This is a genomic window from Rathayibacter iranicus NCPPB 2253 = VKM Ac-1602 (genome assembly GCF_003149025.1).
Lineage (GTDB): Bacteria > Actinomycetota > Actinomycetes > Actinomycetales > Microbacteriaceae > Rathayibacter > Rathayibacter iranicus.
In genome coordinates, this window is the sequence record NZ_QGDV01000004.1 from 65,563 (window position 1) to 89,618 (window position 24,056).

Genomic DNA, 24,056 nt, shown 5'->3' on the forward strand with positions numbered 1-24,056 from the left:
AAACGGCCGGCCACGGCGTTGAATCAGTGACCCGCACACTCATCCCGAGCGACCGCCAATACTCCGCGACTCGCCGCGCATCCCCGTCGATGTCCACTCCTGGCAAAGCCCAATACGTAAAAGCAAATTGTGCTCCCTTTCTGCCGGAGCCCGTCCCGCAGACATCCGCTCTCGGTGCACCTCCCGTCGTTGACCACCCCTCACCCGGCACCACGGCCGCCGAATTGCGCACGAACTCGACCACCCCCCGCCGGTTGTCCTCCGGCGAGACTGGCGCCTCTACGCTGCAAGAAGTTAGCAGCGCCGTCACAACGGCCACGGCTATCACTGACAGCCATCGCCGTCGCTGTCGCGGCTCAGCCATGAGCGGGAGCCTCCGGCGCACGCCGAGGGACTGGACGCGGAAGTGTCTCTCGGAACGGGGTAGGCGGAGTTAGCCTTTCGTCATCCCCGCGCAGCGCCCTCGACACATTGCGGGCAGATTCGGTATCCGGGTCGAGATACCCCCGGTCATCCTTCGAGTCACCGGTCACCGCGTCGTGCTTCGTCACCGGCAGTCCCGCATCGCCGCCCGTCTCCACTCCGAAAACGTGGGCGCCGAAGGCAGGATCAGCCGGATTCACACCATGCCACGGACTGAACTCCCGCCCTATCCACGAAGCCGCATCACCCGGACCAGGATCGCCCCACTTCCGGTCGGACGCCTGGCAACCCAGCGGCGACTCTCGGCCCGTCACGTCCTCGGACCAGGTGTGACTGAAGCCGACGGTACAGGCCCATCCGACGACGGCGGCTTCCACTTCCGATCCTCCTGCGACATCGAAGGCTCATCACCCGGCTGCACCTCCCCCTCCGCCAAGCGACGCTGATACGAACGATTCAACTCCCGCGAGTCACCCGGCCTGCACCAGGAGACCGCATCTATCGAATAACGGTCGCCCCAGGCAGAAGAGGTGGCAAAGCTCGCGCGGAGCACCGGACCGCCCTCACCATAAACCGTGGGCCACGGGGTCGAATCAGTCACTCGCACGCTCATGCCCAGAGAACGCCAATACTCCGCGATCCGCTGCGCATCCCCATTCAGATCCGCATTCGGGAACGCCCAGTACGTGTAAGCGAACTGTGCACCCTTGCTCCCCGAACCCAACCCGCACACGTCCGCCCGCGGTGAACCCTCCCGCGTCGACCACCCCTCAGCAGGCACCACAGCCGCAGAATCACGCACGAACTCGACCACTCCCACACGATTGTCCTCCGGCGACATCTCTCTCTCGGCGCTGCACGACACGAGAAGCACGAACGAAACCGCCACAGCTACCACCGAGAGAAGCCGTGCCCGGACCTGCCCCTCAACCATGAGAAGAATTCCAGGGAGACGGCGGTAGGACTGGAGCTGGCGGTACTCTCTTCCTGGGCGGCGAAGGCGGGGTGAGCTTCTCGTCCAGTCCCTGAAGCGCCCAATCCACATTGCGCGAGCACTCAGTTCCCCGGTCGAGATAGCCTCGGTCGTCCGTGGCCTCACCGACTACCGCATCGTGCTTAGTCACCGGCAACCCAGCATCGCCGCCCGTCTCGACACCGAAGACGTGGGCTCCGAAAGCAGGATCGGCCGGATTCACGCTGTGCCATGGACTGAACTCTCGCCCGATCCACGAAGCCTCATCGCCGGGATCAGGATCACCCAACTTCCGGTCGGTGGCCTGGCCGACATAAACCTTGTCAGCGTGCAGCTGCTTCGCAGAGGTGATCCAATTCGGCAGCCCAGCAGACCCGAGCGTGACGAATGTGTCAACGTGAACGCCCGGATCCGTCATCGTGATTGCCGCCGCTGTGCTCCCAAAGGAGTGCGCGATAACCCCTAGGTGCGGTGGGCTCTCACGCCGAACGACATCAAGCCCCTTCAACGCCGAAGCAAGCGCAGTACCGCCGACCTCAGCGTCCGCGATACCCAAAACACTGAGATCAAAAACCGGCGGCGACGGCATCGGAGGCGTTTTATATCCAATCCAGGCAACGACCGCGCTCCCCTCGCCGCGGAGCGTCTGCACGGTCTGCGCCCCCGTCGCCCACGTCTCCATATCCTTCGTCGTCGTGCCCATCCCCGGGACCGTGAACGACACGTCCGAGGCGGTGTCGAGGTCGCCGATTGAGACGGCAGCCAGCGGTGGCCGGTCCGCGGTCAGTGATATCAGGAACCTCGGAGCATCCTTTTGCGCCGCTCCAAGGGTCGCGTCGATCGACTCGAGGCACGTCCGCCGCTCTTTCAGCGGCTGGAGCTTCATCTCGAGCGCCGCGACCACGGTGGGATCGCAGGTGAGGACCGCGGCGACAGACGCCACGACTAGCATGCGCTCGATCTCCTCGATCTCCTTCGCCGTAGCGTCGAGGTCCTGTTGCAGACCAATCCTGTTCGCTCGGTCCCTTGCCCCATAGGGCAGGCCCTCGAGATTGCCGAGCAAGGTCGGGAGCGTAGAGAGAAGGAGTTTCTGTCGATCGGAGAAGCCTGCTGAGGCGTCGCCCGGAGCGAGGCCAGCCCACCAGGTGGACACTGTTGCGGGACTGATCCGCCCGATGCGAGCGGCGAGGTCGGGGGACGCCGCGAATAACGCGGTCAGTTCGTCAGCGGGGAGATCTGACAGCGCCCGGAGCAGTCGACGCTCGTCCATCGGGGCGAGTGGCGGCGCGACCACATCCAGGGCAGGGACCGAGAGCGACCCGCCGCCCGCCGCCTCGAACGCGTTCGCGATCTGCTCGATCCATGCCGCGTCGACGCGTTCCTCCTGCACCAGGTACTCAAATCCACTGAGGAACGTCGAGGATCCCGTCAGGACCCAGCCGCAGGACGACGTGAAGTTGACCCAACCGGAGCGCAGCCGAGCGAGAGCATCGTCGAGGGCGGGCGCCACAGCGTTGGCCTGCCTCACGAAGACACGAAGATTCTCAGGATCGGCCGAGCTCAGACCGGACTGACCCCCTCGGCTCCCCCGATGGCGCGGCACCGGAGTGAACGCGACCGAGACCTCCGGCGTCGCAAACGGGACATCGGAGGGCATCCGATCGACGACGACGTCTTCTACCATCGGGACACCTGCGGCGGCGCTCTGACGGCGCCGCTCGTCCCGCTCGTCCTCACGCACCTGCCATGCCGCCAGCTCCTGCAACCGTTCGAGTTCACGTCGCGCCTGATGCGCCGCGATCTCGACATCGTCGGCGAGACGCCCAAGCGCGCGCATCAGCACGCCATAGTCCGCGCTATCCGAGCGGCAGTTCTCCTCGAACACTCGCGCGTAGGGCCCCCGGAAATCCCCCAGCGCGCTGCCGATAGCGACATCGAGCAGACGCCGCTCCGTCTGGACGGCGGAGAGAACCACCTCCGCGGTCTGCACGAGCCGACGTGCACTCTCCTGGTCGAATTGCAGCATTTCCCGCACCCTTCCCCGAGCAGCATGGATGCTCAGGTTAGGTTAGGGGGAGATAGCCCGTCTTTACGCGCCAAAGATCGTGCCATTGCCGCCAGCAAGGTGCGGAAAAATAGCCGAGCCGCCGCGACAAGAGCGGCAGTTCGACGGCTCCACCGCCCGAGCGCCTACTTCGAGGAGTCCGCCGAGAGCCCGTCCTTCACGAGCGAGTGCACGACGTCGTAGTCCGGAGCCTCAGGATTCACGGCCGGCGGAACCAGCTCGATCGGGTCGACCGGCTGCGACTTCGTCTTGAACCCGAGCTGCACGAAGTAGCCGAGCATGCCCTGCGGCACGTCCGTCTTAATGACCTGCGACCCCGCCGCCGCGACGTCCTGGAATTTCGCGAGCACGTTGGCCGGTTCGAACTGAGCGAGCAACGCCTCCTGCACCTGGCGCTGGCGAGCCATCCGGTCGTAGTCGCTCGTCGTGTACCGGGAACGGGCGTAGGCGAGAGCCTGATCGCCGTTGAAGTGCCACTGCCCCGGCTCGATCCACTGGTTGACGCCCTGCATGACGCCGTCCTCGTCTGGAAGCCCGCCGAGCGGCAGCGGCTCGTCGGCCACGTAGTCGATGTCGATCCCGCCGAGCGCGTCGATGAGCTGGGCGAAGCCCTCCATATCGACCAGGGCGTAGTACTGGATCTTCAGATCGAGGATGCCCTCGACCGCGTCGCGCATGCCCTCGATCCCGGGTTCGCTCCCACGAGAGACGGCATCGGGATAATAGTCCGGATGCTTGAGCTGCATCTCGGTATAGATCGAGTTGAGCTTGCAAGGGCTGACGTCGCACTGACCCGAGTTGTAACCCATGGGGTACCGCTCGTGCATCGGACTGTCCGCGGGGATCGGGATGTCGACGAACTCCCGCGAGATTCCGATGATCGAGGCCTTGCCGCTGGAGGCGTCGATGCTCACCACCGAGATGCTGTCCGGACGCAGCCCGTCGCGGTCCTCACCGGCGTCGCCCCCGAGGAGCATCACGTTGTAGCGTCCGTCGACCGGCGGCTCGATCGCGCCGCCGCCGAAGATTGACGAGAGCGTGCCGCGGGTGACCCCGATGAGATACGTGCCGTATGCGGTAGTGCCGACCGAGACTGCCATCAGCGCGATCGTCGCGAACGCGAGCACCCCGCGCATCCGGGGCCGCACACGCACGACGCGAATCAACCGCAGCGTGTCGAGCGTCAGCACGAACCAGACCACGCCGTAGACGACGAGCGCCGCCTGGAGCGCCCACATCGACAGGTCGAAGGTGGCGAGCGTGTAGAGCCCGGTCGGGAAGACGAAGTAGAGCAGAACGCCGACCGCCAGGGCCATCCAGAGGCCGAGAGTGAAGCACAGGCCGAGCCGTCCGAGCCGGCGGTTGCCGGCAAGCACCTGTGCGGAGCCGGGGACGAGGAAGTTCGTGACGAGCAGCCACCACGCGCGACGGGTCATGATGGCGCGCGAGGCGACGTCCGGGTGCCGCAGCGGCAGCGTGACGGCCGTCACAGGCTCGCCACCAGGGCGTCGTTCTTTCGGGCAACCTGCGCTTCGAGGTCGAGAGCGAAGGCCTCGAGCGCTGTCGCGAGCGCTTCGTCGCCGGTCGCCAAGATCCGAACCGCGAGCAGGCCCGCGTTGCGCGCGCCGCCAATCGAGACGGTGGCGACCGGAACGCCCGCCGGCATCTGCACGATGGACAGAAGCGAGTCGAGTCCGTCGAGCGTCGCCAGCGGCACGGGCACACCGACAACCGGCAGCGGAGTGACTGCGGCGAGCATCCCAGGCAGGTGAGCGGCCCCTCCGGCGCCCGCGATGAGAACGCGAAGACCGCGGCCGCGCGCCTCACGCCCGTATGCGATCATCGCCTCTGGAGTCCGGTGCGCCGACACGACTCGCACCTCGTGCGCGACTCCGAACTCGGATAACGCCGTCGAAGCGGCCTGCATGACAGGCCAATCAGAGTCCGAGCCCATCACGACACCGACGAGCGGAGTCGGACGATTCACCAGCGCTCCGGCGCTCATGAGAGGGGTCCGTCGGGAATCTGGGCGGTCGGCTGGCGTGTCACGGCGACCATCGTACGGGTCAGTCCGTGAGAAGGGCCGCCGCCGCGCGCGCCTCGTAGACGACGAGATCGAGCTCGTCACCGGTCGCGTTCACGTGCCCCACCTTCCGCCCGGGCCGCGGCTCCTTGCTGTAGTTGTGCACTTTGACGCTCGGATGCTCCGCCAGCACCCGCGGGTATCGGTCAGTGAGCGACTCCCCCATGGGGCCCCCCAGCACGTTCACCATCACGGTCCACGGGTCCCGGCAGCCGGTCGCGCCGAGCGGGAGGTCGAGCACCGCGCGCAGGTGCTGCTCGAACTGGGAGGTGGTTGAGCCGTCCATCGTCCAGTGGCCGCTGTTGTGCGGGCGCATTGCCAACTCGTTCACCAGGATCCGGTCATCGCTCGTCTCGAAGAGCTCGACGGCGAGCACTCCGGTGACATCGAGGCTTTCAGCAAGGGTCTCGGCGATTCCGGCCGCGACCGCGGCGATCCTGCCGGCAGAGGCGGGGGCAGGGGCGATCACCTCCGAACAGACGCCGCCGCGCTGCACCGACTCCACAACGGGCCAGAGAGTGCTCTCACCGGAGGGGCGCCGGGCCACGAGCTGAGCGAGTTCTCGGCGAAAGTCCACGAGTTCCTCGACCAGGAGCGATCCGCCCCGGCCGTCCTCGGCGAGCGCCGTGAACCAATCGTCTGCCTCGTGGGCCCCACGCACAACGCGGACGCCCTTCCCGTCGTAACCGCCGCGTGCAGTCTTCACCACAGCGCTGCCACCGTGCTCGGCGAGGAATTCCGCTAGCTCATCGGGCGAGGAGACCTCCGCCCACTCGGGGACGGGGACACCCAGCTCACTCAGTCGTCGGCGCATCATCAACTTGTCCTGCGCGTAGAGCAATGCATCCGGACCGGGATGGACGGCAACACCGCGAGCGGTCAGTTCTCGCAGGATCGGCTGGGGCACGTGCTCGTGGTCGAAGGTGATCACGTCGACCGTCTCGGCGAAGGCCAGCACCGTAGCGGCATCGCGGTAGTCACCGACGCGCGTTGCAGCGAGAGCCGCCGGGGCACCCTCGTTCTCGGCGAGCACGGCGATCTCAATGCCGAGCTCCACCGCCGCAGGGATCATCATCCGGGCGAGCTGGCCGCCTCCGATCACGCCGACGCGCATGAAACTCCTCCGTCTCCGCCCGCTGACGCGGTGCGGCTCCATGCTACCGACGCGCCCGAGCCACCGGAGGGCCAGCTCAGGCTGGCGGTGGCCACTCCGGCTCCGTGCCGGGGGCCGACGCGATGACAGCGCGCAGCAGCTCCGCAGCGAGATCCGGATCGGGGAGATCACGCAGCTGAAACACTTCGGCCCCGCCCTGGACGATGGCGATGTCGCCGCACCGCGCCAGTCGCTGGGCGAGCGTCCGCTGGACGGACACGCTCATCCGCGGGTCGAAGACAAGATCGGCCCGCCGCACAGCGACCACTCCGCGGCGGGCGGTCAGGCCCCTCGCCGTGATGCGGTAGCGGATGCTCGCCCACCGCGCGATGCCGGGCACGCAGAGCAGGAGCACCAGAACCGCCGTGCCGATACCAATGACCCAGCGCTGCAGGGCGAGTTCGAACTGCGCGAAAAAGTAGAAGCCGGTCCACGTCAGCAGCAGGAAGCCAAGGACGGGGCCGACTACTCCGCGGGCGCGCGGCGTAAGCCGGGCGAGCTCGCGGTCGGCGGGGTCGGGCACGGATCGGGCCATTAGGACCGCAGGTGCGTAATGTCGCCCGCCGAGAACACGCGCCGCGCCCCCTCCTGCTCGAGCACGAGAGCGCCGTCGATTCCGAGGGCCACCGCGATCCCCTCCGCGTGGCTGCCGTCGGGCAATTCGAGCCGCACCCGCGAGCCGATCGTCGAACAGGTGGCGCGGACCGCGGCGGCTGCGCCTGAGGCCTCGGCGTCGTGCAACGCCAGCAACGGACCCAGGAGTGCCGAGAATGCGGAGAGGAAGGCGGCGAGGACGGCATCGGGCTCGGTCACCCGTGCCCCGGCAAGGGCGAGAGACGTGGCCGTTGGAACGGGGAGTTCCCTCTCCTCCAACAGCAGGTTGATTCCGGTGCCAACGACGACGCGGCCGTCGAGGAGCCGCTCGGCGAGAATCCCCGCTGTCTTCCGCCCGTCGATCAGGACGTCATTGGGCCACTTCACCCTGACCTCTGCGGTGACGAGCGGAGCGAGGGCGGAGGCGAGCGCGGCGCCGGCCACCAGAGGCAGCCAGCCGAGGGCAGACCCTTCCAGTCCGGAGCCGTCGACCAGAGTCGACGCCGCGAGCGTCCGCCCCGAGGGGGCCAGCCAGACGCGGTCGAGCCGCCCGCGGCCAGCCCGCTGGTCATCAGTCGCAACCACCGAAAGGTGCGGCCAGGCCGCAGGCTCGGCCGTCGCGCGCTCGCGGAGTTCGTCGTTCGTGGACCCCGCGTGCTCGAGCACCAGGACGCGGGGGGAGACGGCGGCGGAGAGCGGGAGTTGCATCCGGCCACGCTAGCGGCGGCTCCCGCGAGGCGCCTCGGAGCGGTGCCGCGCCGCACGGGACGCGACGACACGCGTTGTGCGGATCCTCCCGCCGGGAGCTGTCGTCCCTGTGCTAATGCAACAAGAGAGCCCTCCTCGACCGCCGGTAAGGTGAGCGAGTGACCGCGAACATCGAACGTCCCGCGCCCGATCTGCACACGACGGCGGGGAAGATCGCGGACCTGCGCGACCGTTATCACGAGGCCGTCACGGCCAGCGGCGAAGCGGCGATCGAGAAACAGCACGCCAAGGGCAAGATGACCGCCCGCGAACGGATCGACACCCTCCTGGATCCGGGATCGTTCGTCGAGCTGGACGAGTTCGTCCGCCACCGCACCCACGCTTTCGGCATGGAGAAGAAGCGTCCCTATGGCGACGCGGTCGTTACCGGAACGGGCACCATCCACGGCCGCCAGGTGGCCGTCTACTCGCAGGACTTCACGATCTTTGGCGGCTCGCTCGGCGAGGTCGCAGGCGAGAAGATCATCAAGGTAATGGACTTAGCCCTCAAGACGGGCGTGCCCATCATCGGCATCCTCGACTCCGGTGGAGCGCGCATTCAGGAGGGCGTGGTCGCCCTCGGCAAGTACGGCGAGATCTTCCGCCGCAACACCGCATCTAGCGGCGTGATCCCCCAGATCTCGATCATCTGCGGCCCGGCCGCGGGCGGCGCGGTCTACTCCCCCGCTCTCACCGATTTCGTGATTATGGTCGACAAAACCAGCCAGATGTTCGTGACCGGCCCCGACGTGATCAAGACCGTCACCGGCGAGGACGTGGGCATGGAGGAGCTGGGCGGCGCGCTGACGCACAACAAGATCTCGGGGGTCTCGCACTACCTCGCGAGCGATGAGAACGACGCGCTCGACTACGCGCGGACGCTGCTCTCCTTCCTCCCCGACAACAACCTCTCGCCGGTCCCCGTCTTCGAGACCGAAGTCGACCTCGAGACCACCGACGCCGACCGCTTCCTCGACACGGTGATCCCAGACAGCCCGAACCAGCCGTACGACATGCGCGCCGTGATCGAGCACATCGTCGACGAGGGCGATTTCCTCGAGGTGCAGCCGCTGTTCGCGCCGAACATCGTGATCGGCTTCGGCCGCGTCGAGGGCCGCTCGGTCGGGATCATCGCCAACCAGCCGAGCGCTATGGCCGGCACCTTGAACATCGAGGCCGGAGAGAAGGCGTCCCGCTTCGTCCGCTTCTGCGATGCCTTCTCGCTGCCGATCCTCACCCTGGTCGACGTCCCGGGCTACCTGCCGGGCACCGACCAGGAGTGGACGGGCGTCATCCGACGCGGCGCGAAGCTGCTCTACGCCTACGCCGAAGCGACAGTTCCGCTGGTCACCGTCATCCTGCGCAAGGCTTATGGCGGCGCCTACATCGTGATGGGCTCCAAGCAGCTCGGGGCCGACATCAACCTGGCCTGGCCGACCGCCGAGATCGCCGTCATGGGCGGGCAGGGCGCGGTCAACATCCTCTACCGCAACGAAATCCGCAAAGCGGAGGAGGCCGGCGAGGACGTCGCGGCGGTGCGGACCCGTCTTGCGAACGAGTACACCTACAACGTGGCGAGTCCGTTCCTCGCCGCCGAGCGCGGCGAACTCGACGGCGTGATCGAGCCGTCGGCGACGCGCGTCTCGGTCGTCAAGGCGCTGCGGGCGCTGCGCACGAAACGGGCGAGCCTACCTCCGAAGAAGCACGGCAACATCCCGCTCTGATCTGCGCTGTTCCGCTCCGCTGGCCTGTCGAAGCACCGCAGCGTGCGCTCGACTGGGCGGCGTCGATGGCAGAAACGCGGCTCAGCTGCGTGAGAGAGGTGCGCGGAAGGGCGCGTGCGGCGGTCAGTCGATGCGGCCGGGAGTCGCTGTAGCGGCGGGCTTCTGCTCGGCGACGGCAGCGGGCTTGTCCTCCGGGGCGGGCGCCTTTTCCTCGGGCTTAGCGCCGACCACTCGCGCGAAGGCAAGGGCCTGCGACGCTGAGAGATCCGGCAGGTACGCGCGGCCGAGCGCCGCTCCGATCCGTGGAAGCTGGAGCGCATCAGCGTAGGTCATCCACAGGCCTGCATAGCGCGGGTGGAATTTGGCTTTGAAGCGGAAAAGCGACGTGAATCCATAGGCAGGTTCGAGCGTGCGCGAGACGAATTCGAGCAGCCGTGAAAGGACCGTCGGCTCAGGCGCCTCCTGACCCTCTTCAACCGGCGCGGTCGCGAGTGGCGCTCCCGAGAGCGAGAGGAACTCTGCCCCCTCCTCCTTCACCCGCAGCGCGGCGGAGGCGATGAGGAATTCCATGATCCCGGGCATCGCGTCGTCGGAGCGGCGCATGAAATCGAGCGTCCAGCCGACGATCCTGCCCTCGCGGTAGACGGGGAGCCAGCTGGTCACGCCCTGCAGGACACCGTCCGCGCCGACCGCGAGCAGGAGAGCGACATCGGGATCGCGCACCTCCTCGATCCCGCCGAGCGTGAATCCCATTTCGGGCAGCGATTTTTCGGCTACCCAGCGCTCCGAGAGGTCGACGATCTGATTGGCCATTCCGAGCGAGAGTTGGGGCCAGTTCGTCCATTGGGCTTCGATCCCGAGCTTGATCCCGCGGTTGAGCGGATAGCGCACCTTCTGCCACTGCTTGCCGGTGAGTTGGAAATTCGAGAGCTCGATGATCGTCTCCTCGCCCACCGAGAGGCGCAACCAGCCGAGGTCGTCGAAGACCGGGAGCAGCTCGTCGTGGATGCTATAGAAGACCGGGGTCCAGCTACGCTCGTCGCAGAACCCGACGAACTCCGCGACCGCCTGCGCTCTCCGTTCAGGAGCGCACGCCGGATCGGAAAGGGTGATTGCGACACCTCCGATCACCCTGTAAGCGACTCCGCTCGTGCCGTCGGCCGAGATCCAGTGCGCGTTGCCCTCCCAGGTCCCCTGGTGACCGAGGCTGCCCGCTCCGTGCTGTGCAAGCAGGGCGCGGTAACGGGCTTCAGCGCCTCGGACGCGCTGCACATCGGTTGCCCGCAGCAGCGCGACGACCGCCGCCACCACGAGCAGCCAGAACACTGGGCCGACCCACTCGAAGACAAGGCGCGCGATCGGCTCGCGGGGCACCGCCGTCAGCCCCGCGCCGCCGAGGAAGCCGACCGGCACGAAACGCAGCAGCCCGTCGAGCAGGAGCCGCCCGAAGCCGAGGAGAGGCTCGAAGCCCGTGCGGAGACGCGCCGAGAAGACGAGATAGCCGACGAAACAGACGACGAAACCGGCCGCGACGACGCGGCTCCAGAGCAGGGCCGCAGCCCGGGGAGCGCGGATGCGGAAGTGGCGTCGGCTCAGCAGGAGCACCGCCACCACGGCGAGCGGCACCAGGACCGTCGTCGCCATCCAGAGCAGGTATTCGGCGTAGTACTGGAACTCCGGGTGTCGGGCGGCTCGCTGGAGCGAGAACAGCTCGAGGACAGCGATGGCGAGGTTCACCCCGATCGCCAGCAGCAGACCGAGCCGCCGTCCTGAGCGCAGGCCGTAGGCGGCAACCAGGAGGAGGATCAGGGGGACAAAGGTCAGCAGGATCGGCCCCGGCGCGACGAGACTCAGCCGGACGTGGTGTGAACAGTGGCGAATCGCTCGGCTGCACGGGTCCTCGAGATCCGTCGTCCCGGTGAAAGCGCTCTGCAAAATTCGGCCGAGGAACGAGAACGGGCCGTAGCCGGAGTCCGAAAGAACCGCGACCAGGGGACCGATAGCCGTCACGGCGACGACGGTCGCGACCAGGGCTCGCGATTCCCGGTGCGAACTCGGCGCCGGCCGACGTGGTCGCAGGCCCGCCGCTCCGCTTGACAGCACCTCGCCAAGTACCAGCCCAGTCACTCCGGCGAGGAGCCGATAGACGTCGGCCGAATCGCCCGCGTAGAGCACGAACATCAGCACGACGGCAAACGTCACGACCCGCAAGCGCCGTCGCCACAGCGTGCCCATGAACGCGGTCGCCGTCACTAAGGCGCCGACCCCGCCGATCAGCGGATCGAAAGTGCGGTCGCCAACCGTGTCGCCGGCCCACCACTCGCCGAACGCGGCGCCGATTGTTTGAAGGGCCGTTCCGAGAACGGTCCCGACCACGCCGGTGACGACGAACGCCGTCACGGTCCGACCAGCGCCCATCCGGCGCTCGGCGACGATCAGTATGGGAAGGAGAAGGGCGACGTCGAGGAGCAATTGGAGCGGGGAGGAGGCGATCAGAAGAGACGTCACCGCGGCCCACGGGCGGCCGGCGAGCGTCGTGTCGGCACTCGTTGCCCACCATGCGGTCGTCTCGGCGCTCGCGGGCGCCAGGAGAGTCCCGGTCACGGCACTGGCGACCAGCAGGACGAGGGTCATCGTGACGGCGGCCGGAGATCGCCGCATCAGGAGACGTAGAGGGCGCACAGCAGCAGCGCCGCTCCTTGGGATCCACGTCGGCATACTGATGGAACTCCTGTTCGCGACGGGGTGTGCGTCGCTCCGGCGGCGCCCGGCGTCATCATAGCCATGTGGTGCTAGCCGACGCCGTGAACGGCGTGCGATAGCGTCACGGCATGACAGCTCTCGACTCCACACCCGCCGTCGTCATTTCCACTCCTGGCCTCGATGCCCGCCAGATCGCCGCAATAACCGCCGTCGTGACGGCGATTGCCTCGCAAGCGCCCGCCGAACCCGAGGCACCGCACGAGCTGAGCGGAGGCTGGAACGACCGCGCCACGGCCGCACGCACATCGCTGCGGCCCGCTCCCGGCGCCTGGCGCTCATTCTCGGGCTGAATCACGTTTTGTCCCCCGATTGGTCCCCTTAAATGCCGACTATCCGGGTCTGTTCCTGGCGAGGATAGTAATCGACGTACGGTGCTTCTTCGCGAGAAGGAACACCGCCAATCACCCGCCGACCAGGGTAAGCAGGCGGGTGTGTTGGGGGCGAGTGAGGGCGATATTCGGGTTGTTGCCCTCACTCGGGGTGTGACGGCGGGTCGCCCCCTCTTCGGAGGATCGGGCGGCCCGCCGTACGTCATTAACGAGTCGATGCACCTCCCGGGCGTCACTGCCGGGTGTCACCCTCCTGAGGTTCGTCGCTCGTCGCGCCGGATCTCGACCCACGCGTCGACCTCGTCTCCCGCGTCGTCCGATCCGAGCGCCCCGGCGCTCCCGTCGCCCGCCGTGCGCAATCCCACTACTGTGACCGCCGACGGAGAATCCGCCGAGGCTGTGCGGACAACCACGCGGTCCACCTCGTCACGGATGCCCGTGAGAGCACGCGCGAGTTCCCGAAGGACGCGCAGGCTCTCGCGCTCGGAACTGCGGTCGAGGCCGCCGTCATCGAGCACCGAGACTGTGACGCCCCGCCGCCGCGCGTCGAGAACCAGGCGCCGTACATCGTCGTCGAGGAGCCTGCGTCCCCGGATCTCATCACGGACGGAAGCCTCGAGGAGCCGGCACTCGCGCCGATCTTCCTCGGTCAGCCTCGCGCCGCGATCCGCGATCCGCCGCAGCATGTCGGAGGCGATGGCCCGGGTCTGCTCAAGGCGCACCTCCCGCTCTGAGAGGTGAGCTTCCTCCGCGGCGCGCCAGGACGCGGCAGCACGCTCCGCCGCCTCCAGCACCCGAGCCTCCGCGCCTGCCCGCGCAAGCTCGACGATGAGCAGCTGCGCGATGGCGACCCACGCGACCCCGCCCACGACCCCAAGCGTGGCAAGCGTTGCCGGACCCGCCCACACCGTGGTGTGCACGACGAGGAAAGCCATTCCAGCCCAGGCGGCGAGGGGCTGACGGCGTGCGCAGACGATCGTCATCAACGTTCCCGCCGCGGCGATATACCAGGTGGCGTAGCCGTTGGACGCGGTGGGATCCAACGACGGCGCCACCAGCAGCGGGAGCGCGATCGAGATTCCCGTCATCCCGATCGCTACCGGCAGGGACAGCCGAGTGATCGACCCGGGCCAGAGCGCAATGACGGTCGCCGTCACGTAGAGCGCCACGGCAATGAGGTCGGCCGAGGTAGCGGGAATGGTCTGGAACGAGAAAAACGCGAGCACCACGTGGTAGAGGGAGAAGCCGGCGCCGAGCGCATAGAGCAGAGGACGAGGGTAGGCGATCATCGCGTCGGCTCCCCCTCTGCGCCGTCGGGCCACGCGAGCACGACCCGCGTGCCCTCGCCTGGTACGGAATCGACGCGCGCCGCACCCCGCGCGTTGTGCACGCGCTCCAGGATCGACAGGCGGATGCCCAGGCGCTCGCGCGGCACATCAGCGAGGCGAAACCCGCAGCCGTCATCCTCGACAACGACGTCGACGCCGTCCCCGCCGAGCCACCCGCGCACGACCCGGTGGACGCTCTCGGACGGACCGGCGTGCTGCAGGCTATTCGCAAGGGCCTGCCAGACAGCACCGACCAGCGCCTCCGCGACCGTGCGCGGGAGCGTGGCACTTCGCGGATTCACGTCCGGTGCGAACTCGACGGCGCACTCTGTTCGGAAGGTCGAAGCGGCGTGCGCGAGCTGACGCTCGAGCAACTCCAGGGGTACCAGCCCCTCGGGAGTGTCGGGCTCGCGCTCGGGCAGCAAGACGGCAAGGGTGTGCTGCGCCATTGACGAGACGAGGGCGCGCTCGGCCGATGACTCCGCCGACGAAGCGGCCAGCAGAGTCGCCAGGACATTGTCGTGCACGAGCGCGTCGACTTCGACCCGCTCGATCTCACCGGCGTGCTGGCGCATCGCGGCCTCGTACTGCTCCATCGCAGTTGTCCTGGCTCGGTCGACCTGATCAGCGGACTGCCGCAAGACGGTGATCAGGACCAGCATCACGAAGCCGACGATGCCGACATACACAGCGTCGAGGACGGCGCGCGTCGGCTCCACGGCACCACCCGAGGGCAGGATGCGCAGGATCCCGAACAGCACCGTCGTGACCGATGCGTAGGTGATCGCGATCCGCAACGGAGCGACAATGGTGCAAAACGCCGTCCCGATCGTGAGCAGGTACCAGATCCAGGGTGTCTCGCGTCCGACTTCCCCCGGGGGCACCGAGAGCGGCCAGGTCACGAGCGCGACGAAAATTCCGGCCGCGACGAAGACGGCCGCGGCGCGGGTGTCCCGGCGCAGGACCGCGGTGACAACGGCCGCGGAGAGGGAACCGAGCACGAGGAGGAGGATCGGCCACGCGATCGCGGGCCGCAAAGACGGCAATTGATCGAGGATCGGCGGCACGGTTTGGACACCGAAGCCGAAGCCGAAGGACGACACGACCGTACTGAGGATCCGATCGATACGCTCACGCGCGGCGTGCGCGCGGGCGGTCGGTGCCTCAGCGAGGGCCATCGCCGGCGTCGGGGTCGATGCCCGGAAGGATCCCGTCTTCGACCGCGCGTCGAAGCAGGTCGACCTTGGTCGGAGCCGGACGCCCGATCTCGACGTACCGCCCGCGGATTCGGTCGAGGTATTCCTTCGCTGTCGAGACGGAGATCTGTAAACGGTCGGCGACCAGCTTCAGAGGGAGCCCAGACGCGTAGAGGTGCAAGACATCGCGCTCGCGGCGCCCGAGCACGGCACGAGCGAAGTCGTCGTCCGCATCGATCGCGGAGGCCCACTCGAGGTTGTTCAACACCTCGCCACGAGCGACGGTCCGGACGGCGGCGATGACGGTCGACATCGGCGACGACTTCGGGATCACCCCAGCCGCACCGGCAGCGAGCGCTTCTCGCACTGCAACCACCCGGTCCGCGATGCTGTGCACCAGCACTGCCGAACCGCGTACCTGGCCCCACTTAACGTTGCTGGTGATGCTTGAGCCGTCATTCAACGAGAGGTCGAGAACGAGCACGTCCATCTCGGCGAGGCCAATGGCCTGGTCGAGGCAACCCACCGTCTCGGCGGCGGCGATCACTTGCATTCCGGCACTCCCGAGCGCGGCGGCGACCCCGAGGCGCACCGACTCGTGGTCATCCACGATGGCCACGCGCACGCGCGGCACGGCATCGGGGTTCGGCTCCATCCGGCTCATCGTAGCGATGCGAGAGCTACGCGGGTCAGCCTTCGCGGCGGACCAGTCGAGCGACAGCCTCCACATGGGACGTGTGCGGGAAGAGGTCGAAGCCGTCGAGGCGCTCGAGCTCGTAGCCGGCGCCGGTCAGGGAGCCGACGTCACGAGCGAGCGCGACCGGGTCGCAGGCGACGTAGACGAGCTGCTCCGGACGCAGCTGCGCGAGCGCGTCGGTGACCGCGCGTCCCGCTCCCGAGCGGGGCGGATCGAGGACGACGGTCGCTGCCCGCCAGCGCGCCCGCTCTCGGGCATCGGCCTGCACGAGAACGTCGCGGAGGTAGCGATCGACCCGGGCGGTCACGGCGCGCGCACCGACGTGGTCGGCGAGGTTCTCGAGGGCGTGCTCGGTCGCTCGGGCGTCGCTCTCGACGCTGGTGAATCGCGCTTCCGCTCCGAGGCGGTCGGCGAGCGCGGCGGCGAGCAGGCCCACTCCGCCGTACAAATCGTGGTTCGCGGCACCCGGATCTGCCGACGCCGCGTCGACAGCGGCCTGGACCGCCTCGAAGAGCGTGGTGGCGGCTCCGCGGTGCACCTGCCAAAAGCCGGTGCGATCGACACGGAAAGTGCGGTCGGCGACGACCTCGGTAACGACCGTGCGGTCTCGGCGTGCGCGCTTGTCGGCGGGGTCGTGCACCACGACGGCGGCGCCCTCGGAGCCGGCCGCGTCGATGAGGTCGACCACTGAGCCAGGTGCGAGCCGTCCGTCCAGCGGAGCGGCGGCGGTCGAGGCGGCGGTCGCCAGCGGCAGCGTCGCGACCGTGACAACGTGATGGCTGCGCACCGCGTATGGGCCGACCCGGCCGTCATTGTCGACGTGCAGGCGGTTCCTCGTGCGCCAGCCGAGTCCGCGCGCCGCGTCGTCCCCGGCGATCGGCGTGACCTCGACCGAGACGTCTCGGTGGGCGAAGCGGGCGAAGGAGTCGACGAGCACCAGGCGCTTAAGCTCGCGCTGGTAGGCGAGGTCGGCGTGGCCGAACTCGGCGCCACCCACCCGCTCCTCCGGGCGCCTGCTTAGCGCCGCCTCAGGCCAGACGTGCTCGACGCGGTGCTCGGAGGCCTCCAACACTTCCAAGGCCTCGGCCCGCCAGAAGCTGTCGTGCCGCACCTCGCTGATCCGCGCCCGCACCCGCTCGCCGGGCAGTACCTCCGGGACGAAGACGACGCGGCCCTCGTGCCGGGCGACGAAGACGCCGCCGTGAGCGACATTGCTAACATCGAGTTCGATCTCGGTCCCGAGTGCGTCGTCAACCCCGTCGGGGCGGGCAGAAGCTCGGGGCGGGGTCTGTGCCATCCGTCGAGCATCCCACAGCGTGGGCCCGGCCGCAGGGAGCCCTCGTGCGCCTCTACCTCGCCTCGACGTCCCCCGCACGCCTCGCGCTGCTGCGCGCGTCCGGGATCGAGCCTGTCGTCGTGCCCTCGCGGGTCGACGAGCCCGCGGCGGTCGCCCGGGCTGAGCAAGAGCAGGGGGCCGCGCTGGACGCCGACACGACCGTGTCCCTGCTGGCTCGCGCGAAGGCGCAGGCAATCCTTGGGCCGGAGATTGACGGGCTCGTGCTCGGCGGCGACTCCGCCTTTGTCCTCGACGGGGTTGTGCACGGCAAGCCGCACGAGCCGGAGCGGGCCCGCGAGCGCTGGCGCGCCCAGCGCGGACGCACCGGCCGCCTCCACTCAGGGCACTGGCTGATCGACTACCGCGGAGGGAGAGTGATCGCCGAGACCGGTGCCGTCGCCTCGGCTTCCGTCACCTTTGCGAACGACATCGACGACGCCGAAATCGACGCCTACGTTGCCACCGGAGAGCCCCTTGAGGTCGCGGGGGCCTTCACCATCGACGGGCGAGGTGCCGGGTTCATTACGGCGATCGAGGGCGACCCGTCGACCGTGGTCGGGATGTCGGTGTCCACCCTGCGCTCGCTTGTCCGCGAGCTCGGCCACGAGTGGACGGCGCTCTGGAGCCGCTGAACTCCGCTGCACCGTTGTGAAGAACCGACGAACGCCCCGTTCTTCTTTGTCGTGAGCCGCGCCGGGCATCCTCAGGGCGCCCCCTAGGGTTGGGGACCATGCCGCGCATTACGAAGGTGCTCATCGCCAACCGAGGCGAGATCGCCGTCCGAGTCATCCGTGCCGCCCGTGACAGCGGGATCGCCTCCGTCGCCGTCTATGCCGACCAGGACCGCGACGCGGTGCACAGCCGCCTCGCCGACGAGGCCTACGCCCTCGGCGGGACGACCAGCGCCGAGACGTACCTCGTAATCGACAAGCTGCTCTCGGTGGCTCGGCGCTCCGGCGCCGATGCCGTGCACCCCGGCTACGGATTCCTCGCTGAGAACGCCGACTTCGCGCGCGCCGTGATCGACGCCGGTCTGATCTGGATCGGGCCCAGTCCCGACTCGATCGAGCGACTGGGCGACAAGGTCTCGGCCCGCCACGTTGCCGAGAAGGTCGGCGCGCCGCTTGCTCCAGGCACCCTGAACCCTGTCTCCGGCGCCGCCGAAGTCCTCGAGTTCGTCGACCAGCACGGCCTCCCGGTCGCCATCAAGGCGGCCTTTGGGGGCGGCGGCCGCGGCCTCAAGGTCGCTCGCGAGCGCGACGAGGTCGAGGAGTTATTCGCCTCCGCCACCCGCGAGGCCGTCGCCGCCTTCGGCCGCGGCGAGTGCTTCGTCGAGAAGTACCTCGACCAACCGCGTCACGTCGAGACGCAGTGCCTCGCTGATGCGCACGGAAACGTCGTCGTCGTCTCGACCCGCGACTGCTCGTTGCAGCGCCGCCACCAGAAACTCGTCGAGGAGGCACCCGCGCCGTTCCTGACCGACGAGCAGAACGCCGAGCTGTACCGCGCCTCAAAGGCGATCCTTCGGGAGGTCGGCTACGTCGGCGCCGGAACGTGCGAATTCCTGGTCGGCAAGGACGGCACCGTGTCGTTCCTGGAAGTCAACACGCGACTCCAGGTCGAGCACCCCGTCTCGGAGGAAATCACCGGCATCGACCTCGTCCGCGAGCAGTTCCGGATCGCCGAGGGCGGTGTCCTCGACTACGACGATCCGGCTCCGCGCGGTCACTCCTTCGAATTCCGGATCAACGGAGAGGACGCGGGCCGCGGCTTCCTCCCCGCCCCCGGGCCCGTGCACGTCTTCAAGGCGCCCGGCGGCCCTGGCGTCCGCGTCGACTCCGGAGTGGTCGCGGGAGACGCGATCTCTGGCGCGTTCGATTCCCTCCTCGCGAAGCTGATCGTGACCGGCGACACTCGCGAACAGGCGCTCGAGCGTTCGCGTCGCGCGCTGGCCGAGTTCGAGGTCACCGGGCTCCCGACCGTGCTCCCGTTCCACCGGGTCATCGTCGATGATCCGGCCTTCGCTCCCGCGGGCGGTGCCCCGTTCTCGATCTACACGCGCTGGATCGAGACCGAGTTCGAGAACACGATCCCCGCCTGGAGTGGGGAGCCGGGGGTCACGCCAGACGCCGCCGCGCGCCACAGCATGGTCGTCGAGGTCGATGGCCGTCGCGTCGAGGTCTCACTGCCCGGCGACGTGATCGGTTCCGCGCCCGCCCGCGGCACCTCCGCCGCTTCTCCCAAACGCCGCGGATCCTCCTCTGCGAGCACGGTCACGGGCAACTCCGTTTCCTCGCCGATGCAGGCCACGATCATCAAGGTCGCCGTCGCCGAGGGCGACACGGTGGTGGCTGGCGACCTAGTCGTCGTCCTCGAGGCGATGAAGATGGAGCAGCCACTCACCGCTCACAAAGATGGCACGGTCCGCTCCGTCTCGGCCGCAGCCGGCGACACGGTCCCCGCAGGCCACGTGCTCCTCGAGATCGTCTAAGCCACCTCCGAGTATCACCTGACCCGGGAACCTCACCAGAGGGAGCTAGCTGACGATGTGCATCGCGCGGGCCGCGTCCGAGATCGAGCCCGTGAGGCTCGGGTAGACGGTGAAAGCCCGGGCGACCTGGTCGACCGTGAGACGGTGCTCGACCGCAAGCGCCAGCGGGAAGATCAACTCGCTCGCCTTGGGGGCGACGATAACCCCTCCGATGACAGTGCCGGAGCCGGTGCGCGCGAACAGCTTCACGAAGCCGTCGCGGATTCCCATCATTTTGGCCCGCGGGTTCGCGGCGAGCGGCAACTTGTAGATCTCGCCCTGCGCGATTCCCTCCTCGATCTCGCGCTGGCTCCAGCCGACGGTAGCGATTTCGGGCTGCGTGAAGATGTTCGCCGCGACGTTGCGCACCTCCGTCGGATTCACGGCGTCGCCCATCGCGTGGAACACACCCGTGCGCCCCTGCATGGCGGCGACCGACGCGAGCGGCAGGAACGTCGTGCAGTCCCCCGCCGCATAAATCGAGGACACGCTCGTGCGCGCGACCCGGTTCACGCGGATGTGGCCGGTCGACGTCAACTGCACGCCCGCGTCCTCGAGACCGATGCCTGCGGTATTCGGCACCGAGCCCACGGCCATCAGGCAGTGCGATCCCTCCACCACGCGGCCGTCTGACAGGACCGCTTGCACGCCCGTCTCGGTGCGCTCGACTCGGTCGGCCCGAGACTTCGACAGGACGACCATCCCGTTGCGCTTGAAGACGTTCTCGATCACGGCGGCGGCGTCAGCATCCTCGCCGGGCAAGACCTGATCGCGAGAAGAGATGAGCGTCACCCGGGAGCCGAGTGCGCGATAGGCGGAGGCAAACTCGGCGCCGGTCACGCCCGATCCGACGACGATCAGGTGCTCGGGCACCGACTTGAGGTTGTAAAGCTGCGTCCAGCTGAGAATCCGCTCGCCGTCCGGCGCTGCCGTGGGCAGCACGCGGGGACTTGCCCCCACCGAAACGACGATCGTGTCGGCCTCGATGCGGTCGAAGTCCATTCCTTCGCCGCCGCCGGCGGTCGAGACGATCAGCGCGTTCGAGCCGTCGAGGCGCCCCTCGCCCTGCACGATGCGCACGCCGTGGTGCACGAGTGCGGCGCGCATGTCCTCCGATTGTTGCCGGGCAAGACCAAGCAGGCGCTTGTTCACCGTCGCGAGGTTCACCGCGACCTCTGGACGGACGGGACGGTTCTGCTCCGAGCGAGTGAAGAACTGCACGCCGAGGTCAGCGGCCTCGCCGATGGCATTGGTCGCCTCCGCCGTGGCGATGAGCGACTTCGACGGAACGACGTCCGTGATGACGGCCGAGCCGCCCACTCCCACCCGCTCAACCAGGGTGACCTCGGCGCCGAGTTGGGCTCCCGCGATGGCGGCTTCATAGCCGCCGGGTCCCCCTCCGAGTACAGCGATCCTCTGCGCGCGCTCGAACTCGTAGGCCATACCTTCTATTGTCTCCTCTTGCCCAAAGTTCACCCAATCGTGGGGTACGGGAGCGACGAGGCCGGCGTCCGCAGCGCCGCGCCGCCCGTCGATAGGGTGGAGCAATGGCCGACCAGACCCCGCATCCGCTCGACGCTCCCGACGCCGATCCCTTCGAGATCGCCGCCCGCGCCGCCGCTCAGATCATTGACGCGACAGGCATCGAGAGACACGACATCGCCCTGACGCTCGGGAGCGGCTGGGGCAAGGCCGCCGATGCGATCGGCGAGACTACCGCGACGGTCCAGGCGACCGAGATCCTTGGATTCTCGAAGCCCGCTGTGCACGGGCACGGCGGCACTCTCCGCTCGGTGCTGCTGCCGACCGGCAAGCGCGCGCTCATCATCGGCGCTCGCACCCACTATTACGAGGGTTACGGCGTCCGCCGGGTCGCGCATAGCGTCCGAACCGCCGCCGCGACCGGCGCCTCCGTGATGATCTTGACCAACGGCGCCGGCGGCATCAAGGAGCACTGGACGCCCGGTACTCCCGTGCTCATCAGCGATCACATTAACCTCACCGCCGACTCGCCGCTCGAGGGGGCGACGTTCATCGACCTGACGGACCTTTATTCTGCGCGCCTGCGCGAACTCGCCCGCGGCACGAGGTCGGAACTCGACGAGGGCGTGTACGTGCAGTTCCGCGGGCCGCACTACGAGAGTCCGGCGGAGGTGCAGATGGCGAAGATTATCGGCGGCCACATCGTCGGCATGTCGACCGCACTCGAGGCGATCGCGGCACGCGAAGCGGGGATGGAGGTACTCGGCATGTCACTGATCACGAACCTCGCCGCGGGCATCCAGAAGACGCCGCTCAGCCACGAGGAGGTCCTGGAGGCCGGACGCGATGCGGAGGACGACCTCGCCCGCCTGCTCGCCGGAATCACGGGCGCACTGTGACCTCCGACGTCCGCGCCCTAGCGGAGGATTGGCTCGCGCAGGACCCCGATCCCGAGACACGCGAAGAACTCGTGAGCCTGCTGACCGCGTCCGACGCGTCCGCCGAACTGGAGGACCGCTTCGGCACCCGTCTCACCTTTGGCACCGCAGGACTCCGAGGGGCCATCGCCGCGGGCTCGAACCGGATGAACCGGGTGCTCGTCTCGCAGGCCGCCGTTGGCCTGGCCGAGTACCTGCTCGCGCAAGGCACCGAGCGTCCGATGGTGGTCATCGGCTACGACGGCCGGAAGAACTCGCGCGTCTTTGCCGAAGACTCGGCGGCGCTGATGGCGGGCGCGGGCGTCGATGCGGTGCTGCTGCCGCGCCTACTACCGACCCCCGTGCTCGCGTTCGCAGTGCGGCACCTCGGCGCCGATGCTGGAGTGATGGTGACCGCCAGCCACAATCCTCCGCAGGACAACGGCTACAAGGTGTACCTCGGCGGGGTCGACGCAGGCTCGCAGATCGTGCCACCCGCCGACAGCGACATTGCCGAGCGGATCCTCGCGGTCGCGCGGACGAAGCGCGTCCCGGACCTGCCGCGCGGCGAATTCCGGCTGGCAGACGAGTCCGTCGTCTCGGCCTACATCGAGGCGACCTCCGCAGTGGGCCGGCAATCGGCTGGGCTGCGCGTCGTCTATACGGCGATGCACGGGGTCGGCTGGGAGACCACGCACCGGGTCCTGTCTGCGGCCGGCTTTGACGAGCCGGCTGTCGTCGTCGACCAGATCGAGCCCGACGCTGCCTTCCCCACCGTCGCGTTCCCCAACCCGGAGGAAGCCGGCGCGCTCGACCTCGCCTTCGCGACTGCCCGCTCCGGCCGCGCCGAGCTGATCATCGCGAACGACCCCGACGCCGACCGCTTCGCCGCCGCCGTTCCGGACGCATCCGCGCCCGAGGGCTTCCGCCGCCTCACAGGCAACGAGGTGGGCGCCCTGCTGGGCTGGCGTGCCGCTGAACAGGCCCGCCGCGACGGGCGGCAGGGCGGCACTCTCGCGTGCTCGATCGTGTCCTCCCCCGCGCTGAGCGCGGTTGCGCACGAGTACGGGCTCGACTTCGCCGAGACGCTGACCGGCTTCAAATGGATCTCGCGGGTACCCGATCTCGTCTTCGGCTACGAGGAGGCGCTCGGCTACCTGGTGAACCCCGGCGCGGTCCGCGATAAGGACGGCATCTCGGCGGCTCTCGCCTTCCTGTCCCTCGCGAGCGCGCTTGCCGCGGAGGGGCGGAGTGTCGATGACGAGCTGGAGGCGTTCGCCGAGCGGTTCGGCCTGTTCGGGTCGGAGCAGATCTCGCTGCGCGTGATCGAACTCTCCGAGATCGGCCGCATCATGGCCGGGCTGCGTGCAGCTCCCCCGACCGAGATCGGCGGGCTCGCCGTGGCGAGCACGGAAGACCTTCTGTCTCCGGGTGGCGCGTTGCCGCCGACGGATGCGCTGCGCTTCTCCCTCGACGCAGCGCGCCTTATCGCGCGCCCCAGCGGCACCGAGCCCAAGGTGAAGCTGTACCTCGATGCGTGGTCGACCGACCCGGATACCGCGACCCGTCGCTCCGCTGTCTCGTCCCGCCTCGCCGCCCTCCGCTCCGGAGCCACGACTCTCCTCGCCTGACCCCGCCAACCCGCTGAGGGGGGTGCCGCCCTCTCCCGCAAGGGAGAGGGCGGGCATGAGAATCGCGTGCCAGCGATTCGAATCA

The 24,056-nt window shown here is 68.5% G+C and carries 18 protein-coding genes; 6 read left to right on the top strand and 12 right to left on the bottom strand.

Translation table 11 applies throughout. From position 1 onward, the window contains the following. Positions 1 to 1,349: 1,349 nt before the first annotated feature. From B0H03_RS06205 to B0H03_RS06230, 6 genes are all read right to left on the bottom strand, one after another. On the bottom strand, positions 1,350 to 3,422 hold the full coding sequence (locus B0H03_RS06205) for an alpha/beta hydrolase (RefSeq protein WP_104264953.1): 2,073 nt from the start codon (positions 3,420 to 3,422) through the stop codon (positions 1,350 to 1,352). Between the two features lie 164 nt (positions 3,423 to 3,586). After that, on the bottom strand, positions 3,587 to 4,951 hold the full coding sequence (locus B0H03_RS06210) for an LCP family protein (protein ID WP_241560425.1): 1,365 nt from the start codon (positions 4,949 to 4,951) through the stop codon (positions 3,587 to 3,589). Further along, positions 4,948 to 5,466 (bottom strand): 5-(carboxyamino)imidazole ribonucleotide mutase, encoded by a 519-nt coding sequence (gene purE, locus B0H03_RS06215; RefSeq protein WP_104264954.1) that lies wholly within the window; start codon positions 5,464 to 5,466, stop codon positions 4,948 to 4,950. The genes B0H03_RS06210 and purE overlap by 4 nt, the downstream gene beginning before the upstream one ends. Positions 5,467 to 5,527: 61 nt before the next feature. Continuing rightward, positions 5,528 to 6,658, bottom strand: coding sequence for a 5-(carboxyamino)imidazole ribonucleotide synthase (locus tag B0H03_RS06220; protein WP_181075052.1), 1,131 nt, complete (start codon positions 6,656 to 6,658; stop codon positions 5,528 to 5,530). 76 nt (positions 6,659 to 6,734) lie between these two features. Continuing rightward, positions 6,735 to 7,220 (bottom strand): PH domain-containing protein, encoded by a 486-nt coding sequence (locus B0H03_RS06225; protein ID WP_160487272.1) that lies wholly within the window; start codon positions 7,218 to 7,220, stop codon positions 6,735 to 6,737. Between the two features lie 11 nt (positions 7,221 to 7,231). After that, a complete protein-coding gene (locus B0H03_RS06230) occupies positions 7,232 to 7,999 on the bottom strand; it encodes a biotin--[acetyl-CoA-carboxylase] ligase (RefSeq protein WP_104264956.1) in 768 nt (255 codons plus the stop codon). Positions 8,000 to 8,157: 158 nt separating this feature from the next. On the opposite strand from B0H03_RS06230, the gene B0H03_RS06235 reads away from it, so the two are divergent. Beyond that, positions 8,158 to 9,762, top strand: a complete 1,605-nt coding sequence (locus B0H03_RS06235; protein ID WP_241560426.1) for an acyl-CoA carboxylase subunit beta — start codon at positions 8,158 to 8,160, stop codon at positions 9,760 to 9,762. Positions 9,763 to 9,885: 123 nt separating this feature from the next. Here B0H03_RS06235 and B0H03_RS06240 read toward each other — a convergent pair whose 3' ends face one another. Next, entirely contained in the window at positions 9,886 to 12,423 is a 2,538-nt protein-coding gene (locus tag B0H03_RS06240; protein ID WP_160487271.1) for a bifunctional lysylphosphatidylglycerol flippase/synthetase MprF, read from the bottom strand. A gap of 170 nt (positions 12,424 to 12,593) precedes the next feature. On the opposite strand from B0H03_RS06240, the gene B0H03_RS06245 reads away from it, so the two are divergent. After that, positions 12,594 to 12,815, top strand: a complete 222-nt coding sequence (locus tag B0H03_RS06245; protein ID WP_104264958.1) for an acyl-CoA carboxylase subunit epsilon — start codon at positions 12,594 to 12,596, stop codon at positions 12,813 to 12,815. A gap of 284 nt (positions 12,816 to 13,099) precedes the next feature. Here the strand turns inward: B0H03_RS06245 and B0H03_RS06250 are convergent, their stop codons facing one another. The 4 genes from B0H03_RS06250 to B0H03_RS06265 are packed head-to-tail and all read right to left on the bottom strand — an operon-like array spanning position 13,100 to position 17,372. Further along, on the bottom strand, positions 13,100 to 14,143 hold the full coding sequence (locus B0H03_RS06250; RefSeq protein ID WP_104264959.1) for a hypothetical protein: 1,044 nt from the start codon (positions 14,141 to 14,143) through the stop codon (positions 13,100 to 13,102). Then, a complete protein-coding gene (locus B0H03_RS06255) occupies positions 14,140 to 15,360 on the bottom strand; it encodes an ATP-binding protein (RefSeq protein ID WP_104264960.1) in 1,221 nt (406 codons plus the stop codon). Before B0H03_RS06255 ends, B0H03_RS06250 begins: the two co-directional genes overlap by 4 nt. Next, a complete protein-coding gene (locus B0H03_RS06260) occupies positions 15,347 to 16,042 on the bottom strand; it encodes a response regulator transcription factor (protein ID WP_104264989.1) in 696 nt (231 codons plus the stop codon). Before B0H03_RS06260 ends, B0H03_RS06255 begins: the two co-directional genes overlap by 14 nt. 25 nt (positions 16,043 to 16,067) lie before the next feature. Then, on the bottom strand, positions 16,068 to 17,372 hold the full coding sequence (locus B0H03_RS06265; RefSeq protein WP_109714849.1) for a class I SAM-dependent RNA methyltransferase: 1,305 nt from the start codon (positions 17,370 to 17,372) through the stop codon (positions 16,068 to 16,070). Positions 17,373 to 17,416: 44 nt separating this feature from the next. On the opposite strand from B0H03_RS06265, the gene B0H03_RS06270 reads away from it, so the two are divergent. Beyond that, on the top strand, positions 17,417 to 18,043 hold the full coding sequence (locus B0H03_RS06270) for a Maf family protein (RefSeq protein WP_104264961.1): 627 nt from the start codon (positions 17,417 to 17,419) through the stop codon (positions 18,041 to 18,043). Between the two features lie 98 nt (positions 18,044 to 18,141). Beyond that, positions 18,142 to 19,902, top strand: a complete 1,761-nt coding sequence (locus tag B0H03_RS06275; RefSeq protein WP_104264962.1) for an acetyl/propionyl/methylcrotonyl-CoA carboxylase subunit alpha — start codon at positions 18,142 to 18,144, stop codon at positions 19,900 to 19,902. 45 nt (positions 19,903 to 19,947) lie between these two features. Here B0H03_RS06275 and B0H03_RS06280 read toward each other — a convergent pair whose 3' ends face one another. Continuing rightward, positions 19,948 to 21,384 carry an NAD(P)H-quinone dehydrogenase gene (locus B0H03_RS06280; protein ID WP_104264963.1) on the bottom strand — a complete coding sequence of 479 codons (1,437 nt, stop codon included), beginning with the start codon at positions 21,382 to 21,384 and terminating at the stop codon, positions 19,948 to 19,950. 104 nt (positions 21,385 to 21,488) lie between these two features. Between B0H03_RS06280 and B0H03_RS06285 the strand changes: the two genes are divergently transcribed. Next, positions 21,489 to 22,322: a purine-nucleoside phosphorylase gene (locus B0H03_RS06285; protein ID WP_104264964.1), complete on the top strand. Its 834-nt coding sequence runs from the start codon at positions 21,489 to 21,491 to the stop codon at positions 22,320 to 22,322. After that, positions 22,319 to 23,971 carry a phospho-sugar mutase gene (locus B0H03_RS06290; RefSeq protein WP_104264965.1) on the top strand — a complete coding sequence of 551 codons (1,653 nt, stop codon included), beginning with the start codon at positions 22,319 to 22,321 and terminating at the stop codon, positions 23,969 to 23,971. The genes B0H03_RS06285 and B0H03_RS06290 overlap by 4 nt, the downstream gene beginning before the upstream one ends. The last annotated feature ends 85 nt before the right edge of the window (positions 23,972 to 24,056 follow it).

What these genes read in the sequence shown, in the direction of transcription:
- B0H03_RS06245 (WP_104264958.1), top strand. Translation starts at nt 12,594, where the DNA reads ATGACAGCTCTCGACTCCACACCCGCCGTCGTCATTTCCACTCCTGGC.
- B0H03_RS06220 (WP_181075052.1), bottom strand. Translation starts at nt 6,658, where the DNA reads ATGCGCGTCGGCGTGATCGGAGGCGGCCAGCTCGCCCGGATGATGATC.
- B0H03_RS06260 (WP_104264989.1), bottom strand. Translation starts at nt 16,042, where the DNA reads ATGAGCCGGATGGAGCCGAACCCCGATGCCGTGCCGCGCGTGCGCGTG.
- B0H03_RS06240 (WP_160487271.1), bottom strand. Translation starts at nt 12,423, where the DNA reads ATGCGGCGATCTCCGGCCGCCGTCACGATGACCCTCGTCCTGCTGGTC.
- B0H03_RS06265 (WP_109714849.1), bottom strand. Translation starts at nt 17,372, where the DNA reads ATGGCACAGACCCCGCCCCGAGCTTCTGCCCGCCCCGACGGGGTTGAC.
- B0H03_RS06275 (WP_104264962.1), top strand. Translation starts at nt 18,142, where the DNA reads ATGCCGCGCATTACGAAGGTGCTCATCGCCAACCGAGGCGAGATCGCC.
- B0H03_RS06250 (WP_104264959.1), bottom strand. Translation starts at nt 14,143, where the DNA reads ATGATCGCCTACCCTCGTCCTCTGCTCTATGCGCTCGGCGCCGGCTTC.
- purE (WP_104264954.1), bottom strand. Translation starts at nt 5,466, where the DNA reads ATGAGCGCCGGAGCGCTGGTGAATCGTCCGACTCCGCTCGTCGGTGTC.
- B0H03_RS06230 (WP_104264956.1), bottom strand. Translation starts at nt 7,999, where the DNA reads ATGCAACTCCCGCTCTCCGCCGCCGTCTCCCCCCGCGTCCTGGTGCTC.
- B0H03_RS06285 (WP_104264964.1), top strand. Translation starts at nt 21,489, where the DNA reads ATGGCCGACCAGACCCCGCATCCGCTCGACGCTCCCGACGCCGATCCC.
- B0H03_RS06280 (WP_104264963.1), bottom strand. Translation starts at nt 21,384, where the DNA reads ATGGCCTACGAGTTCGAGCGCGCGCAGAGGATCGCTGTACTCGGAGGG.
- B0H03_RS06205 (WP_104264953.1), bottom strand. Translation starts at nt 3,422, where the DNA reads ATGCTGCAATTCGACCAGGAGAGTGCACGTCGGCTCGTGCAGACCGCG.
- B0H03_RS06255 (WP_104264960.1), bottom strand. Translation starts at nt 15,360, where the DNA reads ATGGCCCTCGCTGAGGCACCGACCGCCCGCGCGCACGCCGCGCGTGAG.